Source organism: Streptomyces sp. NPDC091209, from assembly GCF_044757755.1.
Taxonomy (GTDB): domain Bacteria; phylum Actinomycetota; class Actinomycetes; order Streptomycetales; family Streptomycetaceae; genus Streptomyces.
On record NZ_JBIVVR010000019.1, the window covers coordinates 122,319 to 142,996 of the forward strand.

Annotated in this window: 19 protein-coding genes; 11 read left to right on the forward strand and 8 right to left on the reverse strand. The window is 72.5% G+C overall.

Annotated elements, in window-relative coordinates; genetic code table 11:
* The first annotated feature begins 110 nt into the window (after positions 1–110).
* The 6 genes from ACIQRL_RS37420 (at position 111) to ACIQRL_RS37445 (ending at position 5,039) form a co-directional block, all read left to right on the forward strand.
* Positions 111–779, forward strand: a complete 669-nt coding sequence (locus ACIQRL_RS37420; RefSeq protein ID WP_401340150.1) for an amino acid ABC transporter permease — start codon at positions 111–113, stop codon at positions 777–779.
* Positions 776–1,669 (forward strand): amino acid ABC transporter permease, encoded by an 894-nt coding sequence (locus tag ACIQRL_RS37425; RefSeq protein ID WP_401340153.1) that lies wholly within the window; start codon positions 776–778, stop codon positions 1,667–1,669. Before ACIQRL_RS37420 ends, ACIQRL_RS37425 begins: the two co-directional genes overlap by 4 nt.
* A 198-nt stretch (positions 1,670–1,867) precedes the next feature.
* Positions 1,868–3,625: an FAD-dependent monooxygenase gene (locus ACIQRL_RS37430; protein WP_401340155.1), complete on the forward strand. Its 1,758-nt coding sequence runs from the start codon at positions 1,868–1,870 to the stop codon at positions 3,623–3,625.
* A 296-nt stretch (positions 3,626–3,921) separates the two neighbouring features.
* Positions 3,922–3,993, forward strand: coding sequence for a putative leader peptide (locus tag ACIQRL_RS37435; RefSeq protein WP_318658241.1), 72 nt, complete (start codon positions 3,922–3,924; stop codon positions 3,991–3,993).
* A 75-nt stretch (positions 3,994–4,068) separates the two neighbouring features.
* A complete protein-coding gene (locus tag ACIQRL_RS37440) occupies positions 4,069–4,632 on the forward strand; it encodes a cysteine dioxygenase (protein WP_401340157.1) in 564 nt (187 codons plus the stop codon).
* Positions 4,629–5,039, forward strand: coding sequence for a rhodanese-like domain-containing protein (locus ACIQRL_RS37445; RefSeq protein ID WP_401340159.1), 411 nt, complete (start codon positions 4,629–4,631; stop codon positions 5,037–5,039). The genes ACIQRL_RS37440 and ACIQRL_RS37445 overlap by 4 nt, the downstream gene beginning before the upstream one ends.
* Positions 5,040–5,149: 110 nt before the next feature.
* Here ACIQRL_RS37445 and recX read toward each other — a convergent pair whose 3' ends face one another.
* Together recX and recA are read right to left on the reverse strand one after the other, a co-directional pair.
* Complete coding sequence (gene recX / locus ACIQRL_RS37450; RefSeq protein ID WP_401340162.1) at positions 5,150–6,082, reverse strand: recombination regulator RecX; 933 nt, start codon at positions 6,080–6,082, stop codon at positions 5,150–5,152.
* Between the two features lie 3 nt (positions 6,083–6,085).
* Positions 6,086–7,210 carry a recombinase RecA gene (gene recA / locus ACIQRL_RS37455; RefSeq protein WP_401340164.1) on the reverse strand — a complete coding sequence of 375 codons (1,125 nt, stop codon included), beginning with the start codon at positions 7,208–7,210 and terminating at the stop codon, positions 6,086–6,088.
* A 443-nt stretch (positions 7,211–7,653) separates the two neighbouring features.
* Between recA and ACIQRL_RS37460 the strand changes: the two genes are divergently transcribed.
* Positions 7,654–8,433, forward strand: coding sequence for a hypothetical protein (locus tag ACIQRL_RS37460; protein ID WP_401340167.1), 780 nt, complete (start codon positions 7,654–7,656; stop codon positions 8,431–8,433).
* A 19-nt stretch (positions 8,434–8,452) separates the two neighbouring features.
* On the opposite strand, the gene ACIQRL_RS37465 is transcribed toward ACIQRL_RS37460, so the two are convergent.
* The gene (locus ACIQRL_RS37465) at positions 8,453–9,664 is read right to left on the reverse strand and encodes an AI-2E family transporter (protein ID WP_401340170.1); all 1,212 of its coding nucleotides are present in this window, start codon (positions 9,662–9,664) and stop codon (positions 8,453–8,455) included.
* A 61-nt stretch (positions 9,665–9,725) separates the two neighbouring features.
* On the reverse strand, positions 9,726–9,920 hold the full coding sequence (locus ACIQRL_RS37470) for a DUF3046 domain-containing protein (RefSeq protein ID WP_266763371.1): 195 nt from the start codon (positions 9,918–9,920) through the stop codon (positions 9,726–9,728).
* Positions 9,921–10,000: 80 nt separating this feature from the next.
* Between ACIQRL_RS37470 and ACIQRL_RS37475 the strand changes: the two genes are divergently transcribed.
* A complete protein-coding gene (locus ACIQRL_RS37475) occupies positions 10,001–10,945 on the forward strand; it encodes a hypothetical protein (protein WP_401340173.1) in 945 nt (314 codons plus the stop codon).
* 138 nt (positions 10,946–11,083) lie between these two features.
* Here the strand turns inward: ACIQRL_RS37475 and ACIQRL_RS37480 are convergent, their stop codons facing one another.
* From ACIQRL_RS37480 to ACIQRL_RS37490, 3 genes are read right to left on the reverse strand one after another with little or no spacing between them, the layout of a single operon-like run.
* Positions 11,084–11,392, reverse strand: a complete 309-nt coding sequence (locus tag ACIQRL_RS37480; RefSeq protein WP_401340175.1) for an AzlD domain-containing protein — start codon at positions 11,390–11,392, stop codon at positions 11,084–11,086.
* Entirely contained in the window at positions 11,389–12,198 is an 810-nt protein-coding gene (locus tag ACIQRL_RS37485; RefSeq protein WP_401340221.1) for an AzlC family ABC transporter permease, read from the reverse strand. Before ACIQRL_RS37485 ends, ACIQRL_RS37480 begins: the two co-directional genes overlap by 4 nt.
* Positions 12,099–13,091: an AraC family transcriptional regulator gene (locus ACIQRL_RS37490; protein ID WP_401340178.1), complete on the reverse strand. Its 993-nt coding sequence runs from the start codon at positions 13,089–13,091 to the stop codon at positions 12,099–12,101. The genes ACIQRL_RS37485 and ACIQRL_RS37490 overlap by 100 nt, the downstream gene beginning before the upstream one ends.
* Before the next feature lie 182 nt (positions 13,092–13,273).
* On the opposite strand from ACIQRL_RS37490, the gene ACIQRL_RS37495 reads away from it, so the two are divergent.
* The 3 genes from ACIQRL_RS37495 (at position 13,274) to ACIQRL_RS37505 (ending at position 20,239) form a co-directional block, all read left to right on the forward strand.
* The gene (locus ACIQRL_RS37495; RefSeq protein ID WP_401340181.1) at positions 13,274–18,373 is read left to right on the forward strand and encodes an ATP-dependent helicase; all 5,100 of its coding nucleotides are present in this window, start codon (positions 13,274–13,276) and stop codon (positions 18,371–18,373) included.
* Between the two features lie 32 nt (positions 18,374–18,405).
* Positions 18,406–19,278, forward strand: a complete 873-nt coding sequence (locus ACIQRL_RS37500; protein WP_401340184.1) for an Fpg/Nei family DNA glycosylase — start codon at positions 18,406–18,408, stop codon at positions 19,276–19,278.
* Positions 19,279–19,477: 199 nt separating this feature from the next.
* Positions 19,478–20,239, forward strand: coding sequence for an SDR family NAD(P)-dependent oxidoreductase (locus ACIQRL_RS37505; protein ID WP_401340187.1), 762 nt, complete (start codon positions 19,478–19,480; stop codon positions 20,237–20,239).
* On the opposite strand, the gene ACIQRL_RS37510 is transcribed toward ACIQRL_RS37505, so the two are convergent.
* Positions 20,187–20,492 (reverse strand): hypothetical protein, encoded by a 306-nt coding sequence (locus ACIQRL_RS37510; RefSeq protein WP_401340189.1) that lies wholly within the window; start codon positions 20,490–20,492, stop codon positions 20,187–20,189. The two genes, ACIQRL_RS37505 and ACIQRL_RS37510, sit on opposite strands and share 53 nt — an antisense overlap.
* Positions 20,493–20,678: the final 186 nt, after the last annotated feature.

Genomic DNA, 20,678 nt, shown 5'->3' on the forward strand with positions numbered 1-20,678 from the left:
CGGTTCCCGCGGGGTTGCGCAGGTGTGCCGCCGCCCACCGCGATCACGGTGGCGGCACACCCGGCCACCCCGTCCGTCACGTACGCCACCACCCGGAAGCGCGGGAGATCGTGTTCGACTTTCTTCAAGGTTATGACGTCCTGGGGGCGTTCTGGATGACGGTGAAGCTCACCGTCTTCTCCGCCCTCGGCTCCCTGGTCCTGGGCACCCTGCTGGCCGCGATGCGGGTCAGCCCGGTCCCGCTCATGCGCGGGTTCGGCACCGCCTACGTGAACATCGTCCGGAACATCCCCCTGACGGTCATCATCGTCTTCAGTTCGCTCGGCCTGGCGGACATCTTCGGTGTGACGATGGGCGCCTCCGACGACTTCAAGCTCCAGGCCTTCCGGCTGGCGGTCCTCAGTCTCGTCGGCTATCACGCGGCCTTCGTCTGCGAGGCGCTGCGTTCCGGCATCAACACCGTTCCGGTCGGACAGGCCGAGGCGGCCCGCGCGATCGGGCTGAGCTTCAGCCAGACCCTCCGGCTCGTCGTGCTGCCGCAGGCGTTCCGTTCCGTCATCGCCCCGCTGGCGAACGTGCTGATCGCGCTGACCAAGAACACGACGGTGGCCGCCGCCATCGGCGTGGCCGAGGCCGCCGCCCTGATGAAGACGATGATCGAGAACGAGGCCCAGACGGTCCTCATCGCCGCGGTCTTCGCCTTCGGGTTCGTGGTCCTGACCCTTCCCACCGGCCTCATCCTCGGCCGGCTGGGCAAGCGACTGGCGGTGAAGCGATGACCTCCGTCCTCTACGACGCCCCCGGCCCCCGCGCCAAGCGCCGCAATGTGGTCTTCTCGGTGCTCTTCGTCGTCCTGCTCGCACTGCTCCTGTGGTGGATATGGCTGACGATGGACGACAAGGGCCAGCTGAAGTGGGCCCTCTGGGAGCCGTTCACCACGTCGGACGCCTGGAGCACGTATCTGTGGCCGGGTCTGCTCGGCACGCTGAAGGCCGCCGCGCTCAGCATGGTGATCGCCCTCCCCCTGGGCGCCGTCTTCGGCATCGCGCGCCTGTCCGACCACCGCTGGGTGCGCGTTCCGGCGGGCGCCGTGGTCGAGTTCTTCCGGTCGATCCCGGTCCTGCTGCTCATGCTGTTCGCGAACGAGCTCTACGCCAAGTCCCCGAACATCGCGAGTGAGGACCGCCCGTTCTACGCGGTCGTCACCGGTCTGGTGCTCTACAACTCCTCGGTCCTCGCCGAGGTCGTACGGGCCGGTATCCTCGCCCTCCCCAAGGGCCAGACGGAGGCCGCGTACGCGATCGGGCTGCGCAAGGGCCAGACGATGACCAGCATCCTGCTGCCGCAGTCCGTCACCGTGATGCTCCCGGCGATCGTCGGCCAGCTCGTCGTCATCGTGAAGGACACCGCGCTGGGCGGCGTGATGATCGGCTACGCGGAACTCCTCACCGCGCGCAGCACGCTCGCGGCCAACTACGCCAACGTCGTCCCGAGCTTCGTCGTGGTCGCCGTCATCTTCATCGTCCTGAACTTCTCGATCACCAGCTTCGCCTCCTGGCTGGAGGGCCGGCTGCGCCGCGGCAGGAAGACGACCGGCGCGGTGCTCTCACCGAACGACGCGACCATCGCCGGTACGGCTGCGACGGAGGCGGGTGGAGGCGGCGGATAGGGCGCGGTCCGACGAATCGTCCCGAAGAACGCGCGACCGGTGTGACCGGCGGGGCCGGTGACATGATCACTGCTGCCCCCGTCACTTGACGCAAGCAGCGGCAATGGGTTGCATACGTTCTGTGATCGTGCACCCCGCTCCACCTGCCTGTTCCCGTACGTCCCTCAGGACACAGCTCCGTGCAGGGGGCACCGCGCCGTGGACCCGGTGATCATCGTCGGAGCCGGGCCCGTGGGGCTCACGCTCGCCCTTGCGCTGGCCCGCCAGGAGGTCCCTTCCGTGGTCCTCGACGAGGGCCCCGGCAAGGACGAACTGCGGCTCGCGCGGAGCGTGGTGCTGCGCGAGGACACGGTCGCGCTCGTGGAGCGGCTGACCGGTCTCCCCCTCGACGACGCGGGCTTCCGTTGGGCCGGATGGCGGTCGATGCGGCGCAAGCAGGTGATGCGCGAGATCACGTTCGACGGACAGGGTTCCGGGGGCGCGGAGACCACGAACGGAGCCGCCGATTCCCGGGGCGCCGGGACCGCCTGGGGCGAGGGTCCTCGGGGGGCCGTCGCCGCACGCGGCCCCGGTCCTTCGCGGGGCGCGGAAAGCCCGGCGGACGGCGAGGAGTTCACCGCGCCGCTGCACATCGCCCAGCACGCGCTGACCGGCGCCCTGCGCGAGGCCATCATCCACGAGCGGCTCGTCAAGGTAGCCGTGCACAGCCGCCTGGACACCGTCGAGCAGGACGCCTCCGGCGTCACGGCACACACCCGTGGCCCCAACGGCACCTGGTGGCGCGGCAGTTACCTGGTCGGCTGCGACGGACCACGCTCGACGGTGCGCAAGCTCCAGGACATCCGCTTCCCCGGACGTACCGCCGTCGAACGGCACGCCGTGGCGGCCCTGCGTACCGAACTCCCCTGGCCCGGCGAGGCGTTGCTGCACCGGATGACGCCGTGGCGGACCTCCGGCCCCTCGGCGGGCGAGGTGAGCGCACGCCCGCTGGCCGAGGACGTGTGGCGGCTGGACTGGCTGCTGCCCCCGGGCAAGGACCTGGTCACGCCCGATCTGCTGGTGGCGCGTATCCGGGAGACCCTCGGAGCCTGGAGCGGGGGCACCACACCCGCGTACGAGCTGCTCGACACCGGGGTCCACACCGTCCACCACCGGCTCGCCCGCCGCTGGCGGGCCGGCCGGGTCTTCCTCGCCGGGGACGCGGCCCATCTGCTCGGCGCCCTCGGCACCCAGGGGCTGGACGAAGGGCTGCGGGACGCCGACAACCTCGCCTGGAAGCTGGGACTGGCCTGGCATCACGGCCCGCACAAGACACTCCTCGACAGTTACCAGGCGGAGCGGCGGGCCGTGGTCGCCGCCCGGCTGCGCGCCGCCGACCAGGCACTGCCCCTGCTGCGCAGCGGCGGCGGCCTGCGCGCGTACGTCCCCGGGTCCGCCCGCGGCCACGACGCCCTGCTGACGGACGGCCACCTGGGGCGCGGCCCCCTTGGCGCGCCGGGGGCGTACGCCGACTCCCCGCTCACACCCCCACCCGCCGAGTCGCACGCCCCCGTCGACACCGAGCCCGGCGCACCGGTCGTCGATGTCCGGGTGACCGCGGAGGACGGCTCGTTCGTACCGCTGCGGGAGCGGCTCGGGCGGGGGGTCCTGCTCGTCGTCCTGATCGCCCCGGGTACGGGGGTCTGGGAGCGCAAGCACTGGGTGACGGCCGGCATCATGCCCCGGCTCGCCGCCGCCGTGACCGCGCTGCCGCACCCCGCGGAGCTGCTCGTCGCGGAGAGCTACCCGGGGGCCGCGGCGCACACCGTGCTGCTGGTCCGCCCCGACGGGCATCTGGTCACCGCGCTCGGCGGAGTCCGCCCGGCCGACCTGTACGAGGCGGCCGAGGCGACTCTCGGCGGACCGGCAGCGGCGGGGGCGGAGAGCGCCGCGGAGGCGACAGCGGGCCGGACCTGACCCTGACCGATGAACAACGCGGACCTGACCGATGACGGGCGGAGATCAACGACGTCGGGCCGGAGCTGGAAGACGGTGGCACGGGCCTGGAAGACAGCGGGCCGGACCCGCTCGACGGCGGGTAGAAGCCGAACGACGACGGGAAGCAGTTGAACGGCGACGGGAAGGAGTTGAACGCTCGGTAACCACCCGACCTGCGGTTTCCCGGCCGCTCGGGCCTCCATGGTCCAAATAGTGACGGTGAGTTGACCGGTCTGCGCCACCGTGGTGTACTCCGGATCGTGACCGACACCTGTGTGCGCCTGTGGCGGAGGGTCCATATGGACCTCGTCCGCTATGCGGGCTGCGTGTGTCGTCCGTCCTTCTGACTTCGCATCCTCCTCTCCCGCGCGCCGCACGCGTGCCGCCGCGCGCTCCTCTCGCGAACTCTCAGGACGGTCCCCGTGTCTGTGTCCCCTGCTGTCGCCACGTCTGCCCCCGTCTCCGCCGAGGCCGCCGCCTTCGCCGGGCCCCCTACCCCGACCCAGGCCGACCTGCTCGCCTTCGTACGCCGTACGGCGGCCGATGCCGAACTGATCGCCTCGCTCCCGCTCGACCCCGAGGGCCGCACCTGGGTGCGGCTCGAAGGCCCGGGCGGCAGCGAGGCCTGGCTCATCGGCTGGCCGCCGGGCAGCGGAACCGGCTGGCACGACCACGCCGAATCGGTGGGTGCCTTCCTCACCGCGTCCGGCGAGCTCAAGGAGAACTCACTCGCCGCCCGGCTGCCCGCCGACGGCTGGAAGACCCTGGAACTCACCGAGGAGATCGACCGGCAGCGCAAGCTGCCCGCGGGCAGCGGCCGCGGCTTCGGCCGTCATCATGTGCACGAGGTGCTCAACGAGTCCGCCGAGGAGCACGCGATCTCGGTCCACGCCTACTACCCGCCGCTCCCGCAGATCCGCCGCTACAGCCGTACGGGCCAGATCCTGCGCCTGGAGCACGTCGAGCGTCCGGAGGACTGGCAGTGAACACCCCGCAGCCCGTGGGCATCGACGCGTTGCTGGAGCAGGTCCGCGCGGGCCTGGACCGGATGCGGGCCGAGGAGACCTTCGAGGCCGTACGCCGTGGCGAAGCCCTTCTGGTCGACACCAGGTACGCCGCCCTGCGCGAACGCGACGGCCTGATCCCCGGCGCCCTCGTCGTCGAGCGCAACGAACTGGAGTGGCGGCTCGACCCCACGGGCAGCCACCGCGTCCCGGAGGCCACCAGCCACGACCTGCGGATCGTGCTGTTCTGCAACGAGGGGTACGCGTCGAGCCTCGCCGCCGAGTCCCTGCGCCGTCTGGGACTGCACCGGGCCACCGATCTGGTCGGCGGCTTCCAGGCGTGGAAGAGCGCCGGCCTTCCGGTGACGGCCGCCGACACGGAGACCTGACCGCCGCCCGCCCTCACAAACTGCATCAACGGCATCAATGGCGACCGTGACCCGGTCGAACCGTTGTCATACGGCAGCCCTCGGGGTCGCTCCTGCCGAAGCCCGCGGGATCAGAACCCCTCGTCGCCGAGGCCTTCGGTGTCCTCGCCCTCTTCCTCCAGCGCCCGGCGGACCACACGCAGGGCCATGCCCTGGGAGTAGCCCTTGCGGGCGAGCATGCCCGCAAGGCGTCTCAGCCGCTTGTCGCGGTCGAGTCCGCGGGTGGAGCGCAACTTGCGGGCGACCAGCTCACGCGCGGTCGCCTCCTCCTGCTCGGAGTCCAGCTGTCCGACGGCCTCGTCGATCAGCGTCGATTCCACGCCCTTGGTCCGCAACTCCTGGACGAGCGCCCGTCTGGCCAGCCCCCGGCCATGGTGACGCGACTCGACCCAGGCGTCCGCGAAGGCGCTGTCGTTGATCAGCCCGACCTCCTCGAACCGTGACAGCACCTCGTCCGCCACTTCGTCCGGGATCTCGCGCTTGCGCAACGCGTCCGCCAGCTGCTTCCGGGTGCGCGGGGTCCCGGTGAGCAGGCGCAGACAGATCGCGCGCGCCCGCTCAGCCGGGTCCCCCGGGGGCTCCCCCTTCTCGGCCCTCGACGAGGAGGAGGTGCCTCCGTCCTGCGGGTCGCCGGACGGCTCGCCGAAGCCGCCACGCCGTCGACGACCCCGTCCGGCACGCGGTCCGCCCTCACCGCGTCCACCGCGCCGGGAGGCCGTGTCCGGCGCGCCGTGACCGCCCGGCAGGCCGTCACCCCACCGCGCGTCACCGCCCGTCGAACCGCCGCCGTCCGGATCACCGTCGTCCGGACCGACGCCGTGGAAACCGTCGGCTCCGTAGAGCCCGCCGTCGGTGCCGTACGGCTGACCGCCGTACCCCCCGGCACCGCCGTACGACCTGTCACCGTCTCCGGCCGGACCGCCGTCTCCCCCGCCGTACCCCGGCCCCGTCCCCCCGGGGGTGAGGGGGTGGGCGTACTCGGCCCAGTCGGTTCGTCGCGTCATGGCCTAGCTCTTGGCCGCCGCGGCCCTGGACTTGGTGGTCTTGGCGGCCGGGGCGGGCACCGTCTTCGCGGCGTCGTCCGGGGCGGCCGAGACCGCCGCGTCCGCGCCCGGCTCGGCGGTGGGCGCCGTGGGCCTCACACCGACGCCCAGCTTCTCCAGGATCTTCTTCTCGATCTCGTTGGCGAGGTCGGGGTTGTCCTTCAGGAAGTTGCGAGCGTTCTCCTTGCCCTGACCGAGCTGGTCGCCCTCGTACGTGTACCAGGCGCCGGCCTTGCGGACGAAGCCGTGCTCCACGCCCATGTCGATCAGGCCGCCCTCGCGGCTGATGCCGTGCCCGTAGAGGATGTCGAACTCGGCCTGCTTGAAGGGCGGAGCGACCTTGTTCTTGACGACCTTGACGCGGGTGCGGTTGCCGACCGCGTCCGTGCCGTCCTTCAGCGTCTCGATGCGGCGGATGTCGAGTCGCACCGAGGCGTAGAACTTCAGCGCCCGGCCACCCGTCGTGGTCTCCGGGGAGCCGAACATCACGCCGATCTTCTCGCGGAGCTGGTTGATGAAGATCGCCGTGGTCTTCGACTGGTTGAGCGCGCTGGTGATCTTCCGCAGGGCCTGGCTCATCAGACGGGCCTGCAGACCCACGTGCGAGTCGCCCATCTCACCCTCGATCTCCGCGCGCGGCACCAGGGCGGCGACGGAGTCGATGACGATGAGGTCGAGCGCACCGGAGCGGACCAGCATGTCCACGATCTCCAGGGCCTGCTCGCCGTTGTCCGGCTGCGACAGGATCAGGTTGTCGATGTCGACGCCGAGCTTCTTCGCGTACTCGGGGTCGAGGGCGTGCTCGGCGTCGATGAACGCCACCTGGCCGCCGGCCTTCTGCGCGTTCGCCACCGCGTGCAGGGTCAGGGTCGTCTTGCCGGAGGATTCCGGGCCGTACACCTCCACCACTCGGCCGCGCGGCAGGCCGCCGACGCCGAGCGCGACGTCGAGCGCGGTCGACCCGGTGGGGATGACCTCGATGGGCTCATTCGGCCGCTCGCCCAGGCGCATCACTGCACCCTTGCCGAACTGTCGTTCAATCTGCGCGAGCGCGGCGTCGAGCGCCTTCTCGCGGTCGGTTCCTGCCATGGGTTCCACCCGGTTTGCTTGAGTCGATCGCTTCACGTCAAAGACGCTAACGCCTGCCACTGACAATGCGCCCCGACGCCCGTCCGGCCTGTGGATAACTCGGGCACATCTCCGTCGAAACCGTGCCGAATCCCCCGTCGAGAGCTCCGCCGGAATCTCCATAAGAATGGATGTTCGATTTTCGTGTCAAGCGCACCACGCGGCACCTCCGAGACTACGTTCACGCTCCGACAACGCCCCGAAGATCCCACCGGGCCGGTCCCGCACCCGTCCCGGCACCCGGTCCCGCACCTGCCCCGGACCCCGCACCCGCACCCGCACGGGCCCCTGCTCCCGTCCCGGAGCCGGCGCTCACTCCCAGCCCGGTCTACTCTCCCCGGCGTACCGCCAGTGCCTTCGGCCGGACGACGACGCCACCCGGCCCGTCCGGCAGGCTGTGCGCCATGCGAACGACGAGGACCCGCCCCCTGATACCGACGAAGCCCTCGCTGCGGCCCGCCGAGTGGCTCTGCTGCGCGACGGGCGCCCTGCTCGTCCTCTCGGGCTTCCTGCATCTGCTGGTCTTCGCCGTCGACGGCGGCCCGTGGGACGGCCCCGTCTCCTGGCGCAAGCCCGTCACCTTCGGGTTCTCCTTCGGGCTGACCCTGATCGCGATCACCTGGGTCACGTCGTACGTGCGCGTGGAAGCGAGGCCGCGCACCGCACTGCTCGTGGTGTTCGCCGCGGACTGCGTGGTGGAGGTCGGCGGGATCACCCTCCAGGCGTGGCGCCGGGTGCCCTCACATCTCAACATGGAGACCGGCTTCGACACGGCGGTGTCCATGATGCTCGCGGTGGGCGGCGGAGTCCTGGTCGTGGTGCTGACCCTGTTCGCCGTCGCCTCGTTCCGGAGCCTGCCCACGGGCCCCGTCGGCATGCCGCTCGCCGTGCGCTCGGGGTTCGCGATCCTGCTCGTCGCGCTGGCCTCGGGCGCCGCGATGATCGCGCGCGGGGTCGTCCTCACCCGGACCGGCCACCAAGAGGCCGCGTACCACTCGACGGCTCCGCTCAAGCCGCTGCACGGCGTGAGTCTGCACGCCGTCCTGGTGCTGCCCGCGCTGGCCTGGCTGCTGTCGCGCACCCGGTGGAGCGACACGGTCAAGGAGCGGGTCGTGTACGGAGCCGTCGGCTGCTACGCGGCGGCCGTCGTCGTCGCCGGTGTCCACGCCGTCCTCACCTGGTGACCGCGCGGCGGGGACCCGCTCACCCGCCGAACTGCCGCCGCACGCGCGCGAGGACGCCTGCCGAGCCGCGCGTGCGGTGCCCGTGCACGCGCGGGTCGTCCGTCACCTCGTAACGCTTCACATACGCCCCCAGGAACGCCTGGAGGGTGGCGACGGCGGGGATGGCGATCAGCGCGCCGACGGCTCCGAGGAGCGCCGTGCCCGCGATGACGGATCCGAAGGCGACCGCCGGGTGGATGTCCACCGTCCTGGAGGTCAGCTTGGGCTGCAGCACGTAGTTCTCGAACTGCTGGTAGACCACGACGAAGACGAGCACCCACAGCGCGTACCAGGGGTCGATCGTGAAGGCGATCAGCATCGGCAGGGCGCCCGCGAGATAGGTGCCGATGGTCGGGATGAACTGCGAGACCAGCCCCACCCACACACCGAGCACGGGCGCGTAGGGCACGCCCAGCGCCTCCAGCAGGATGTAGTGGGCCACGCCCGAGATCAGCGCCATCAGACCACGTGAGTACAGGTAGCCGCCGGTCTTGTCGACGGCTATCTCCCAGGCGCGCAGCACCTCGGCCTGCCGGGCCGGCGGCAGCACCGAGCACAGCGCGCGCCGCAGTCGCGGCCCGTCGGCGGCGAAGTAGAACGAGAACAGCGCCACCGTCAGCAGTTGGAAGAGGCCGCCCAGCACCTGCCCGGACACGTCCAGGACGCCGGTGGCGCTGTTCTGCACGTACTTCCGCAGCCAGTCGGAGTGGAGCAGGCCTTCCTGGATGTCGACCCGTCTCAGCTCGGTGTGGAAGTGCGTGTTGACCCAGTTGATGACGGAGTCGAGGTAGTCGGGGAACCCTTCGATCATCTTGATGATCTGGCCCGCGAGCATCGACCCGAGCAGGGTGATGAAACCGGCGATCATGATCAACGAGCCCAGGAAGACGAGGAAGGCGGCCAGCCCTCTGCGCATGCCCCGCGAGGCCATCCAGCTGACCGCGGGTTCTATCGCGAGCGCCAGGAAGAACGAGATCAGGATGTTGATCAGCAGGCCGGTGAGCTGATGGAACGCCCAACTGCCCAGCTGGAACAGGGCTATGAGCGTGAGCGCCAGCACCATGGCGCGCGGCAGCCAGCGCGGCATGCGCGCGCCCTGCCCGGCCGCGTCCCCGCCCGGCGGTTCGGGCGGCGTCGTGCCCAATGGTGATGCCTGGTGATCGACCTGCGTGTTCTCGTCTGTCGGGGCCACCCGGCAAGTCTGGCCCACGCCACCGACACCGGGTCCACGTCCCCCCGGTCTTCGGTCCGCTTCAGCGGTTTTCGTACGGAACGTTCATGGTCGCGCACACCACGCGCCACACGTCCTTGGCCTCCCAGCCCGCGTTCAGCGCCTCGTGGACGGTGCGCCCGCCGAGTTCCGTCATCACATGATCGCGCGCGAACGTCTCGGCGTACCCCGCGCCGAAGTGATCAGCCATTCGCTGCCAGAAGACCGTCAACCGCATGACTCCAGTATCCCGCCCCTGAGAGTGGGCCCGCGCCGGGACCACGTGCCGAGACCGCTTTCCGCCCTACGGTCTGACGCATGGCCGAAACCGGAGCATCTCCACTCCCCCAGACGCCCCCCGCGCACTCCTCACTCGCCCGCGCCGAGCACTTCGTCTGGCTCACCGCGCGGGTGCTGGAACAGCGCCGCTTCGCCTACCACTTCCTGGGCGGCGGCGCCGACGCGGTGGAGACCGCGCTGGCCGCCTACCTCAACGACGACGAAGGGTACGGTCACGCGCTCGAACCCGATCTGCGCGGCCCCGTCAGCCAGCCGCTGCACACGGGGCACGCGCTGCGTGTGCTCGACTCGATCGGCCGCTGCGACGGGCAGCGCGTGGAGCGGGTGTGCCGTTATCTGACCTCCGTGTCGACGGCGGACGGCGCGCTGCCCGCCATCCGTCCCAGCCAGCGCGGCTATCCGACGGCCCCGTTCGTGCCGATCGTCGACGACCCGCCGAGCGAACTCCTCGCCACCGGCCCGGTGGTGGGCCTGCTGCACCGCAACGAGGTATGGAACGCCTGGCTGTTCCGGGCCACCGACTTCTGCTGGCAGAAGGTCGAGTCCCTGGAGAAGTCCCATCCGTACGAGGTCGAGGCGGCGGTCGCCTTCCTGGACTCCGCGACCGACCGCCCGCGCGCGGAGGCGAGCGCCGACCGGCTGGGCCGCCTCGTCCGTGAGCAGCGGCTCGCCGCGCTGGACCCCGGACGCCTGGAGGCGTACCCCGTCCCGCCCGGTTACGCGCCGGGGGAGCACCACTTCCCGCACGACTACGCGCGGACCCCGGACTCGCTCGCGCGCGCGTGGTTCACCGACGAGGAGATGGCGCGCTCGCTGGACCACCTCGCGGACGAGCAGCGGGAGGACGGCGGGTGGCCGATCCGATGGCGTCAGTGGGCACCGGGCACCGCCCTGGAGTGCCGCCCCATGGTGACGATCGAGGCACTGCGCACACTCCGGGCGTACGGCCGGTCCATCACCTGAGGTCACCGCCGGCCCGGGGCCCTGCCCAGCACCCAGCGTGCCCGCGTGCCCGCGTGCCCGCGTGCCCGCGTGCCCGCGTGCCCGCGTGCCCGCGTGCCAAGCCGGCGCGCGCGGGTTCCGGGCCCGCCCCTCCAGGTGTCAGCCTGTGATCGCGCGGACTCCTGCCGTCACCACCACGGCGGCGGCGACCACCACCAGGAACGGGGCGCGCAGGATGAGTGCCACGGCGGCCGCGGCGAGCCCGGCGGCCTTCGCGTCGACGACGAGGACATGCCCTTCGGCGAAGGTCTGCTGGGCCGTGAGGGCGGCCAGGAGCGCGACGGGCAGCAGGGCGGCGAGGCGCTGCACGAGCGGCCGCTCCAGTACGCCCGCGGGGATGAGCAGACCGACGAGTTTGAGGACGTAACAGCCGACGGCGGTGGCGACGATGGCGATCCAGATGTTCAACGGTCTTCCCCTGATGCGTACGAAACGTCTGACACGTCGTTCTGGTCGCCGGCCGGTGGCGTGTTCACCGCACCGGCCGGTGCCTCGTTCGACACGCCGGCCGAGACGTCGGCGGCGGTCGTCGCGCCGTGGCGCCCGGTCACGTAGAGCACGGCGGGAGCGGCCAGGGCGGCCACCAGCACCGGCACTCCGGCGGGCAGCACGGGCAGCAGACCGAGCCCCAGAAGGACGGCGATTCCCGCGACGGCGCGTTCCGTGGTGGTCTTCAGCATCGGCGCGAGCAGCGCCAGGAACACGGCGGGCCCGGCCGCGTCGAGCCCCCAGGCGTCGGTGTCGCCGATGGCCTCGGCGCCGGCCGCGCCGAGCAGGGTGGTGAGGTTCCACAGCAGGTAGAGGGACAGGCCGGTGACGGTGAAGCCGATGCGGACACTGCGGCGGGTGCGCTGCGCGAGCGCGACGGCCGTGGTTTCGTCGATCACCCACTGCGCGGCGAACGGGCGCACCGCGCGCGGAAGGGCGAGGAGCTGGGACAGACGCAGCCCGTAGAAGGCGTTGCGGACCCCGAGGAAGAACGCGCCCGCGGCGGCGGTGAGCGGGTTGCCCCCGGCCGCGAGCGCGCCCACGAGCGCGAACTGCGACGCCCCGGTGAACACCAGGAGGCTGAGGGCGCAGGTCTGGAGCAGGGTGAGCCCGCTGCCGGCCGAGGTCACCCCGAAGGCGAAACCGGACAGTCCGACGGCGACCCCGACTCCGAGGGCGTCGCGGACGACGGCGGCGTCGGGTTTTCCGCCTTCTTCACTGCGTATGTCTGCGAGAGCTGTCTGTTGTACCACGCCTCGGACGGTACGAGGAGTCGCCCCTCCGTGTCTTGTACGTTCTTGCGCTCCCGCTGGTAGGCGCCCGGAGGGACGCCCACGATCCGGCTGAAGTGGCGGTTGAGGTGCGGCTGGTCGGTGAAGCCGACGGCGACGGCCGCCTCGGCGGGCGCGGAACCGGCGTCCAGAAGGTGGCGGGCCCGGCGTACCCGCGCATCGGTCAGCCAGGTGTGGGGCGGCATGCCGTAGGCGTCCCGGAACGCGCGCAGCAAGGCGAACGAGCTGGTGCCGAGGTCGGCGGCGAGCCGCTCCAGGGTCGGCGGCTCGGCCATCCGCTCCTCCAGCACGGCACGCGCGCGTGCCGCGAGACGGGCGCCCGCGGTACGCACGGCCCGCTGCGGGAGCGGCCCTCCGTTCAGGCGCAGCAGCCGGGTCACGGCGACCCGCAGCAGGGTGTCGGCGGCCAGCGCGTTGCCCTCCTCCGCGGCCCGGAGCACTTGGTGGACCAGGCCCGCCGCGTAAGGGTCGTCGAGTACCGGACGGGTGAATCCGGGGGTGCCGCGAAGGGTGGTGGTCTCGGCGGCGATCTCAGCCACCATGTCCGGCGAGGGGTACACGGCGCCGTACTTCCAGCCTTCGGGTACGCCCGCGCGCCCGGTGTGCGGGGTGTCGGGGTTGACGAGTGCCAGCGAGCCCGGGCCCGCGTACTGGTCGGCGCCGCCGTGGTGGAAGACCTCGACACCCTCGGTGACAGCGGCGATGACGAAGTTCTCGTGGGTGTGCCGCACGAAGATCTTCTCGACGTAGCGGGCCCGCAGCAGATCGACACCGGGCAGCTCCGCGTACCGCCAGTGCCGCGCCCGCTCCTGCCCCGAACCTGCCACTCCCTCATTCTCCGCCACCGTGCCGGGACCCGCCGCCGACGCCCGCCGGGCCGATTCTCGCCCCACTGCGGTCCGCTGTGCGCCGTCGGGCGCCGACCTGCCCCGCACTGCTCCCACCCGGCGTTCTCGCTGCGTTCTCGCAGGTCAGCGCGATTGTCAGTGGGCGGGTGCAGGATGGACGCATGGTCAGCTCCGCACACCGGGCCCTCGACGGCTTCTCCCCCGCGACCCGCGGCTGGTTCACGGGGGCCTTCTCCGCGCCCACCGCGGCCCAGGCCGGGGCATGGGCGGCCATCGGTGCGGGCTCGGACGTGCTGGTCGTCGCCCCGACCGGCTCCGGCAAGACGCTGGCCGCGTTCCTCGCCGCGCTCGACCAGCTGGCCTCGACACCACCTCCGGCGGACCCGAGGAAGCGCTGCCGGGTGCTGTACGTGTCACCGCTCAAGGCGCTCGCGGTCGACGTGGAGCGGAATCTGCGCAGCCCGTTGACCGGCATCCGGCAGGAGTCCGTGCGGCTCGGGCTGCCGGAGCCGGAGGTGAAGGTGGGCATCCGTTCCGGCGACACGCCGCCCGCCGAGCGCCGGGCGCTGGCCACCCGCCCGCCGGACATCCTGATCACGACCCCCGAGTCGCTGTTCCTGATGCTGACCTCGGCCACCCGCGACGCGCTGACGGGCATCGAGACGGTGATCCTGGACGAGGTGCACGCGGTCGCGGGCACCAAGCGCGGCGCCCATCTCGCGCTCACCCTGGAGCGCCTCGACGAGCTGCTGCCGAAGCCCGCCCGGCGTATCGGCCTCTCCGCGACGGTGCGTCCCGTGGACGAGGTGGCGCGGTATCTCTCGCCGCAGCGCAAGGTGGAGATCGTCCAGCCGCCCTCCGGCAAGGAGTTCGACCTCTCCGTGGTCGTCCCGGTGGAGGACCTGGGCGAGCTGGGCGGCTCCCCGGCCTCCGACGGCAAGGAGGGCGCGGAGAAGCCCTCCATCTGGCCGCACGTCGAGGAGCGGATCGCCGACCTCGTCCAGTCCCACCGCTCGACGATCGTGTTCGCCAACTCGCGCCGCCTGGCCGAGCGTCTGTGCAACCGGCTCAACGAGATCGCCTACGAACGGGCGACCGGCGAGCCCCTGGAGGAGGCGCATGCCCCGGCCGAGCTGATGGGCGGCTCGGGCGCGGCCCAGGGGGCACCGCCGGTCATCGCCCGCGCCCACCACGGTTCGGTCTCCAAGGAGCAGCGGGCACAGGTCGAGGAGGACCTGAAGGCCGGCCGTCTCCCCGCCGTGGTCGCCACCTCCAGCCTCGAACTGGGCATCGACATGGGCGCGGTGGACCTCGTCATCCAGGTCGAGTCACCGCCGTCCGTGGCGTCGGGGCTGCAGCGTGTGGGCCGCGCGGGTCACCAGGTCGGCGCGGTCTCCACCGGCGTGGTCTTCCCGAAGTACCGGGGCGACCTGGTGCAGGCGGCCGTGGTCACCGAGCGGATGCGCACCGGCTCCATCGAGTCCCTCCGGGTCCCCGCCAATCCTCTGGACGTGCTGGCCCAGCAGCTCGTCGCCATGACCGCGCTCGACACCTGGCAGGTGGACGACCTGCTCACCACGGTCCGCCGGGCGGCCCCCTTCGCCTCGCTCCCGGAATCGGCGTTCACCGCCGTGCTCGACATGCTCGCGGGCCGCTATCCGTCGGACGCCTTCGCCGAGCTGAGGCCCCGCGTGGTGTGGGACCGCGTCACGGGCACGGTGACCGGCCGCCCCGGCGCCCAGCGTCTCGCCGTCACCTCCGGGGGCACCATCCCCGACCGCGGGCTCTTCGGGGTCTTCCTCGCGGGGGCCGACCCCAAGAAGGGCGGCGGCCGGGTCGGCGAGCTCGACGAGGAGATGGTCTACGAGTCCCGGGTGGGCGATGTGTTCACCCTCGGCACCAGTTCCTGGCGCATCGAGGACATCACCCGGGACCGGGTCCTGGTCTCCCCGGCGCCCGGCGTCCCCGGCAGACTGCCGTTCTGGAAGGGCGACCAGCTCGGACGTCCGCTCGAACTGGGGCGCGCGGTGGGCTCGTTCCTCCGCGAGGTCGGCTCGCTCCCGGAGGACGACGCCCGCCTGCGCCTGCTCGCCGCCGGCCTGGACGCCTGGGCCGCCGGCAACGTCATCGCGTACCTGAAGGAACAGCGCGAGGCGTGCGGCCACATCCCGGACGACCGCACGATCGTCGTCGAGCGGTTCCGCGACGAGCTGGGCGACTGGCGGGTCGTCGTGCACTCGCCCTTCGGCGCCCAGGTCCACGCCCCCTGGGCCCTCGCCCTGGGCGCCAAGCTCTCCGAGCGGTACGGCATGGACGCCCAGGTCATGCACGCCGACGACGGCATCGTGCTGCGGCTGCCCGACGCCGACCTCATGAGCCTGGACCTGCTCGACCAGGCACCCACGAAGGCGGGCACGGAGTACGACGCGGACCGGGCGCCCGTCGGCGCGGCGGACGTCGCCTTCGACAAGGGCGAGGTCAACCAGATCGTCACGGACCAGGTCGGCGGTTCGGCCCTGTTCGCCGCCCGCTTCCGCGAGTGCGCCGCCCGCGCCCTGCTCCTGCCGCGCCGCAGTCCCGGCAAGCGCACCCCCCTGTGGCAGCAGCGGCAGCGCGCCGCTCAACTGCTGCAGGTGGCCAGCGAGTTCGGTTCGTTCCCGATCGTTCTGGAAGCGGTACGCGAATGCCTCCAAGACGTCTTCGACGTCCCGGGCCTCACGGAACTGATGGGCGACATCGAGTCGCGCAAGGTACGGCTCGTCGAGGTCACCACCCCCGAGCCCTCCCCCTTCGCCCGCTCCCTGCTCTTCGGATACGTCGCGCAGTTCCTGTACGAGGGCGACTCACCGCTCGCCGAGCGGCGGGCCGCCGCGCTGTCACTGGACTCGCGTCTGCTGGCCGAGCTCCTGGGCCAGGCCGAGCTGCGCGAGCTCCTGGACGCCGACGTCCTGACCGACCTGGAGCGCGAGCTCCAGTGGCTCACCGAGGACCGCCGCATCAAGGACGTGGAGGGTGTCGCCGACCTGCTGCGTCTGCTGGGGCCGCTCACGGATGCCGAGTTGACCGAGCGGGGCGCGGAGCCGCGATGGGCCAAGGAGCTGGCCTCCGCCCGCCGCGCCATCCGGGTCCGGATCGGCGGAGCCGACCACTGGGCGGCCATCGAGGACGCGGGCCGGCTGCGCGACGCGCTCGGCACGGCGTTGCCGGTCGGCGTCCCGGAAGCCTTCACCGAACCGGTCAAGGATCCGCTCGGCGATCTCCTCGCCCGGTACGCGCGCACCCACGGGCCGTTCACCTCCACGACGGCCGCCGCCCGCTTCGGTCTCGGTACGGCCGTCACCGACGGCGCGCTGCACCGGCTCGCCGCGAGCGGCCGGGTGGTCCAGGGGGAGTTCCATCCGGCGGGCATCGGCCAGGAGTGGTGCGACGCGGCGGTTCTGCGCAGGCTGCGCCGCCGTTCACTCGCGGCGCTGCGTCATGAACTCGAGCCCGTCCCGCCCGCCGCGCTCGCCCAGTTCCTGCCCCAGTGGCAGCACGTGGGCAGCGGTCACGGGCTGCGCGGCATCGACGGGCTGGTGCGCGCCGTCGAGCAGTTGCAGGGCGCGTCCGTGCCGGCGTCCGCGCTGGAGAAGCTCGTCCTGCCGTCCCGGGTCGCCGGTTACACACCCGCGCTGCTCGACGAGCTGACGGCCGCCGGGGAGATCCTCTGGGCCGGGGCGGGTTCACTGCCGGGCAAGGACGGCTGGGTCTCGTTGTATCTGGCGGACGCCGCCCCTCTGCTCCTGCCGGCCGCGCACCCGCTGGAGCCGACCGCGCTGCATCAGTCGGTCCTCGACGCCCTCTCCGGTGGCTACGGCCTGTTCTTCCGTCAGATCGCCGACCAGATCCGCGCCACCACGCACCCCGACGCCACAGATCCGCAGCTCGCCGACGCGATCTGGGACCTGGCCTGGTCCGGGCGCCTCACGAACGACACGCTCGCCCCCATGCGTTCCCTCCTGGGATCGGGCCGCACCGCGGGGTCCACGGCCCACCGCGCCAAGCGCTCGGTCCCCCGCGGGCGCTACGGCTCTCCGACGGGAGGGGCCCGTCCCCAGTCGCGGACCGGTCCCCCCACCGTCGCGGGCCGCTGGTCACTGCTGCCCGAGCGCGAACCCGACCCCACCGTGCGCGCCCATGCCCTGGCCCGCACGCTGCTGGACCGGCATGGGGTGGTGACCCGGGGCGCCGTCGCGGCGGAGGGCGTCGAGGGCGGCTTCTCCGCGGTGTACCGCATCCTGTCGGCCTTCGAGGACAGCGGCCAGGCGCGGCGCGGCTATGTGGTCGAGGGTCTCGGCGCCGCCCAGTTCGCGATGGACGGCGCGGTGGACCGGCTCCGCGCGGCGGCGAACGCACGGGACCGGGGCGCCGCCCTGCCCGACCCGGCCCTCCCGGACAACTCCCCCGCCGCACACGGCTTCCCGGACACCTCCGTCTTCCCGTACTCGGGCTCGGGCTCGGGCTTCGACGGCACGGGCCGAGGGGACGACTTCGTCGACCGGCCCGATGTCGCGGACGATCCGGGTTCCCTGAACGACCCCACCCCCGGCCCCACCCTCGACGCCGATCCCGACCTCGCTCTGGGGTCCGGCCCCGGCCTTGGCCCCGAATCCCGCCCCGGCCCCGGAACCGCCCTCGACTTCGGCTTCGACTTCGGGGACGACCACACCTTCTCCGCCGACTCCGCCTTCCCGCCCGGCTCCCCCCACCCCGACGCCTCGCACCGCGGGAACGCCCCGTCCAACCGCAGCGGCTCGCCGTACCCGGCGAACGGCTCCGGCCATCCCGGCGGTTCGGTTTTCCCGGGCGCCCGTCCCCGGACCCGTACCGCCGCCCCGGCCGTCGTTCTGGCCGCCGCGGACCCGGCGAACGCCTACGGCGCGGCCCTGTCCTGGCCCGAGTCCCCGACCGAAGCGGGCCACAAGCCGGGCCGCAAGGCGGGTTCCCTGGTCGTCCTGGTCGACGGTGAGCTGGCTCTCTACATGGAGCGCGGCGGCAAGACCCTGCTGGCCTGGCCCGCGGACCCGGACGGTTCGGCCGCGCAGGACACGCGCCTGCGTGCGGCGGCGGACGCCCTCGCCGCGGCCGCCCGCGCCGGCTCGCTCGGCACCGTCACCGTCGAGCGCGTCAACGGCGCCTCGGCTCTCACCTCCCCCCTCGGCGCCCTCCTGGAAGGAGCGGGCTTCATCGCCACCCCGCGCGGACTCCGCCTGCGCGCCTGACCGGCCGGCCCCACCCGTGCCACCCTGGAGTCATGCCCGAAGGAGACACCGTCCGGCAGGCCGCGAGCCGGCTGCACGCAGCCCTCGCGGGCAAGGTCCTGACCCGTTCCGACCTGCGTGTGCCGCGGTACGCCACGGCCGACCTCACGGGTCGCGCCGTCCTGGACGTCACCCCGCGCGGCAAGCACCTCCTCACCCGGATCGAGGGCGGTCTGACGCTGCACTCGCATCTGCGGATGGACGGTTCGTGGAAGGTGTACGAGCCCGGCCGACGCTGGAGCGGGGGTCCCGCCCACCAGATCCGGGCCATCCTCGGCACGGCGGACCGCACGGCGGTCGGCTACCGCCTGCCCGTACTGGAACTGCTCCGCACCACCGACGAGGCCCGCGCGGTCGGTCACCTCGGCCCCGATCTCCTCGGTCCGGACTGGGACCCGGGCAAGGCCCTGGAGAACCTCCTGCGCGACCCCGGCCGCCCCCTCGGCGAGGCCCTGCTCGACCAGCGGAACCTCGCCGGCATCGGCAACGTGTACAAGAGCGAGCTGTGTTTCCTGCTCGGCGTCACCCCCTGGCTCCCCGTCAGCGCCCTGCCCACCGACCGTGCCGTCCAACTGCCGCTCCTCGCAAAGAAGTTGCTGGAGTTCAACCGCGACCGTCCGGTCCGCGTCACCACCGGGCTCCGCGACCAGAACCTCTTCGTGTACGGCCGCGCCACGCGCCCCTGCCTGCGCTGTGCGACGCCGATCCGTTCGGGCGACCAGGGCGACGGTTCCCGCGAGCGCCCCACGTACTGGTGCCCGCGCTGCCAGACGGGCCCCACCCCACCGCCGGGCGGCCCCCGCACCGCCACGGCGCACCGCCCCACCGGGTACGCGTCCCCGGCACCCGGCGGCCGGAACCGCTAGGGCCCGCATCGAGCAGCGCGTCCGCCCCGATCCGAGCGGGCGTCGAAGCGAGCACCGGACCGCGTGCCCGACCACGTACCAAGTCCCGCCGGACCACGTATCAAGTCCCGCGCGACCACGTACCAAGTCCCGCCCGACCATGCATCAAGTCCCGCGCGACCAATTGACGCCCCGTCAGAAACCCTCGTACCGTCCCTTCATGGCCCTCCCCGCGTACGACCTCACCGGACGCACCGCGTTCGTCACCGGCGCGGCCGGCGGCATCGGCCGCGCGGCGGCCCTCCTGCTCGCGGAGGCGGGCGCCACCGTGCACTGCGCGGACGTCGACGAGCAGGGCCTGCACGAGACGGCGACGCTGATCAAGGGCCAGGACGGCACCGCCCACAGCCACCCCCTCGACGTCACCGACCGCGCCCGGCTCCAGCAGGCCGTCGCGTCGTGCGGCCGTGTCGACGTCATGGCGGCGATCGCCGGGATCATGCACAGCAGCCCGGTCCTGGAGACGCTGGACGAGGATCTCGACCGGGTGCTGAGCGTCAACTTCAAGGGGGTGCTGTACGCCTGCCAGGAGGCCGCTCGCTCCATGATCGCGAACAGCGTCCGGGGCAGCATCGTCACCATGGCCTCGGGCGCGATCGACACCGGCGGTCCGGGCCTGCTGTGCTACAGCGCGGCCAAGGCGGCCGTCGTCCAGCTGACGCGGACGCTGGCGACCGAGATCGGACCGCACGGCGTTCGCGTCAACGCCGTGGCGCCCGGATGGATCCGCACCCCCATGACCAACCGTCACGGTGAGCGGCAGGCGCACACCGAGGCGTTCATGGCCCGCCTGTCACCGCTGGGCCGCGTCGGGGAACCCGAGGACATCGCCCACGCCGTGCTGTACCTGGCATCGGACGCCTCGGCGTTCACCACGGGTCAGATCCTCCGCCCGAACGGCGGCGTCGCCATGCCCTGGTAGCCCGCGCCCCGCCGCTCGCCCGTCGGCGCCGGACCTCCCGCCAGCGCTCGCGCCAGCGGTCCGACCCCACGGCGCCGACCGCGCGGGACTTGGGCACACAGTGGACCGGCAGCAGGCTGAGGCCCCACCCGCCCGCGGCGACCGCCCCTTCGAGCACCCCGGCATCCGGCACGAGCACGAGCCGGAGCACGCTGAACCACCACAGCGCGCCGAACACCAGGGCAGCCCCCCGGCGCACTGTTCGCCCTGCCATGGTCCCTCCTCCGGGCGCGGCACCGGGCCGCCGATCTCACACGCGAGCAGGGCGCGCCGACGGCACGCGCAACGGGCCTCACCGCGTCCCTCCACCATGGAGGCCGCGCCGGATACCGGCAAATGGACCCACGCGGGACGCCGTGGAACGCGAAAGCCCCGGCCCGGCTCCTCCAGGTCTCCCCGG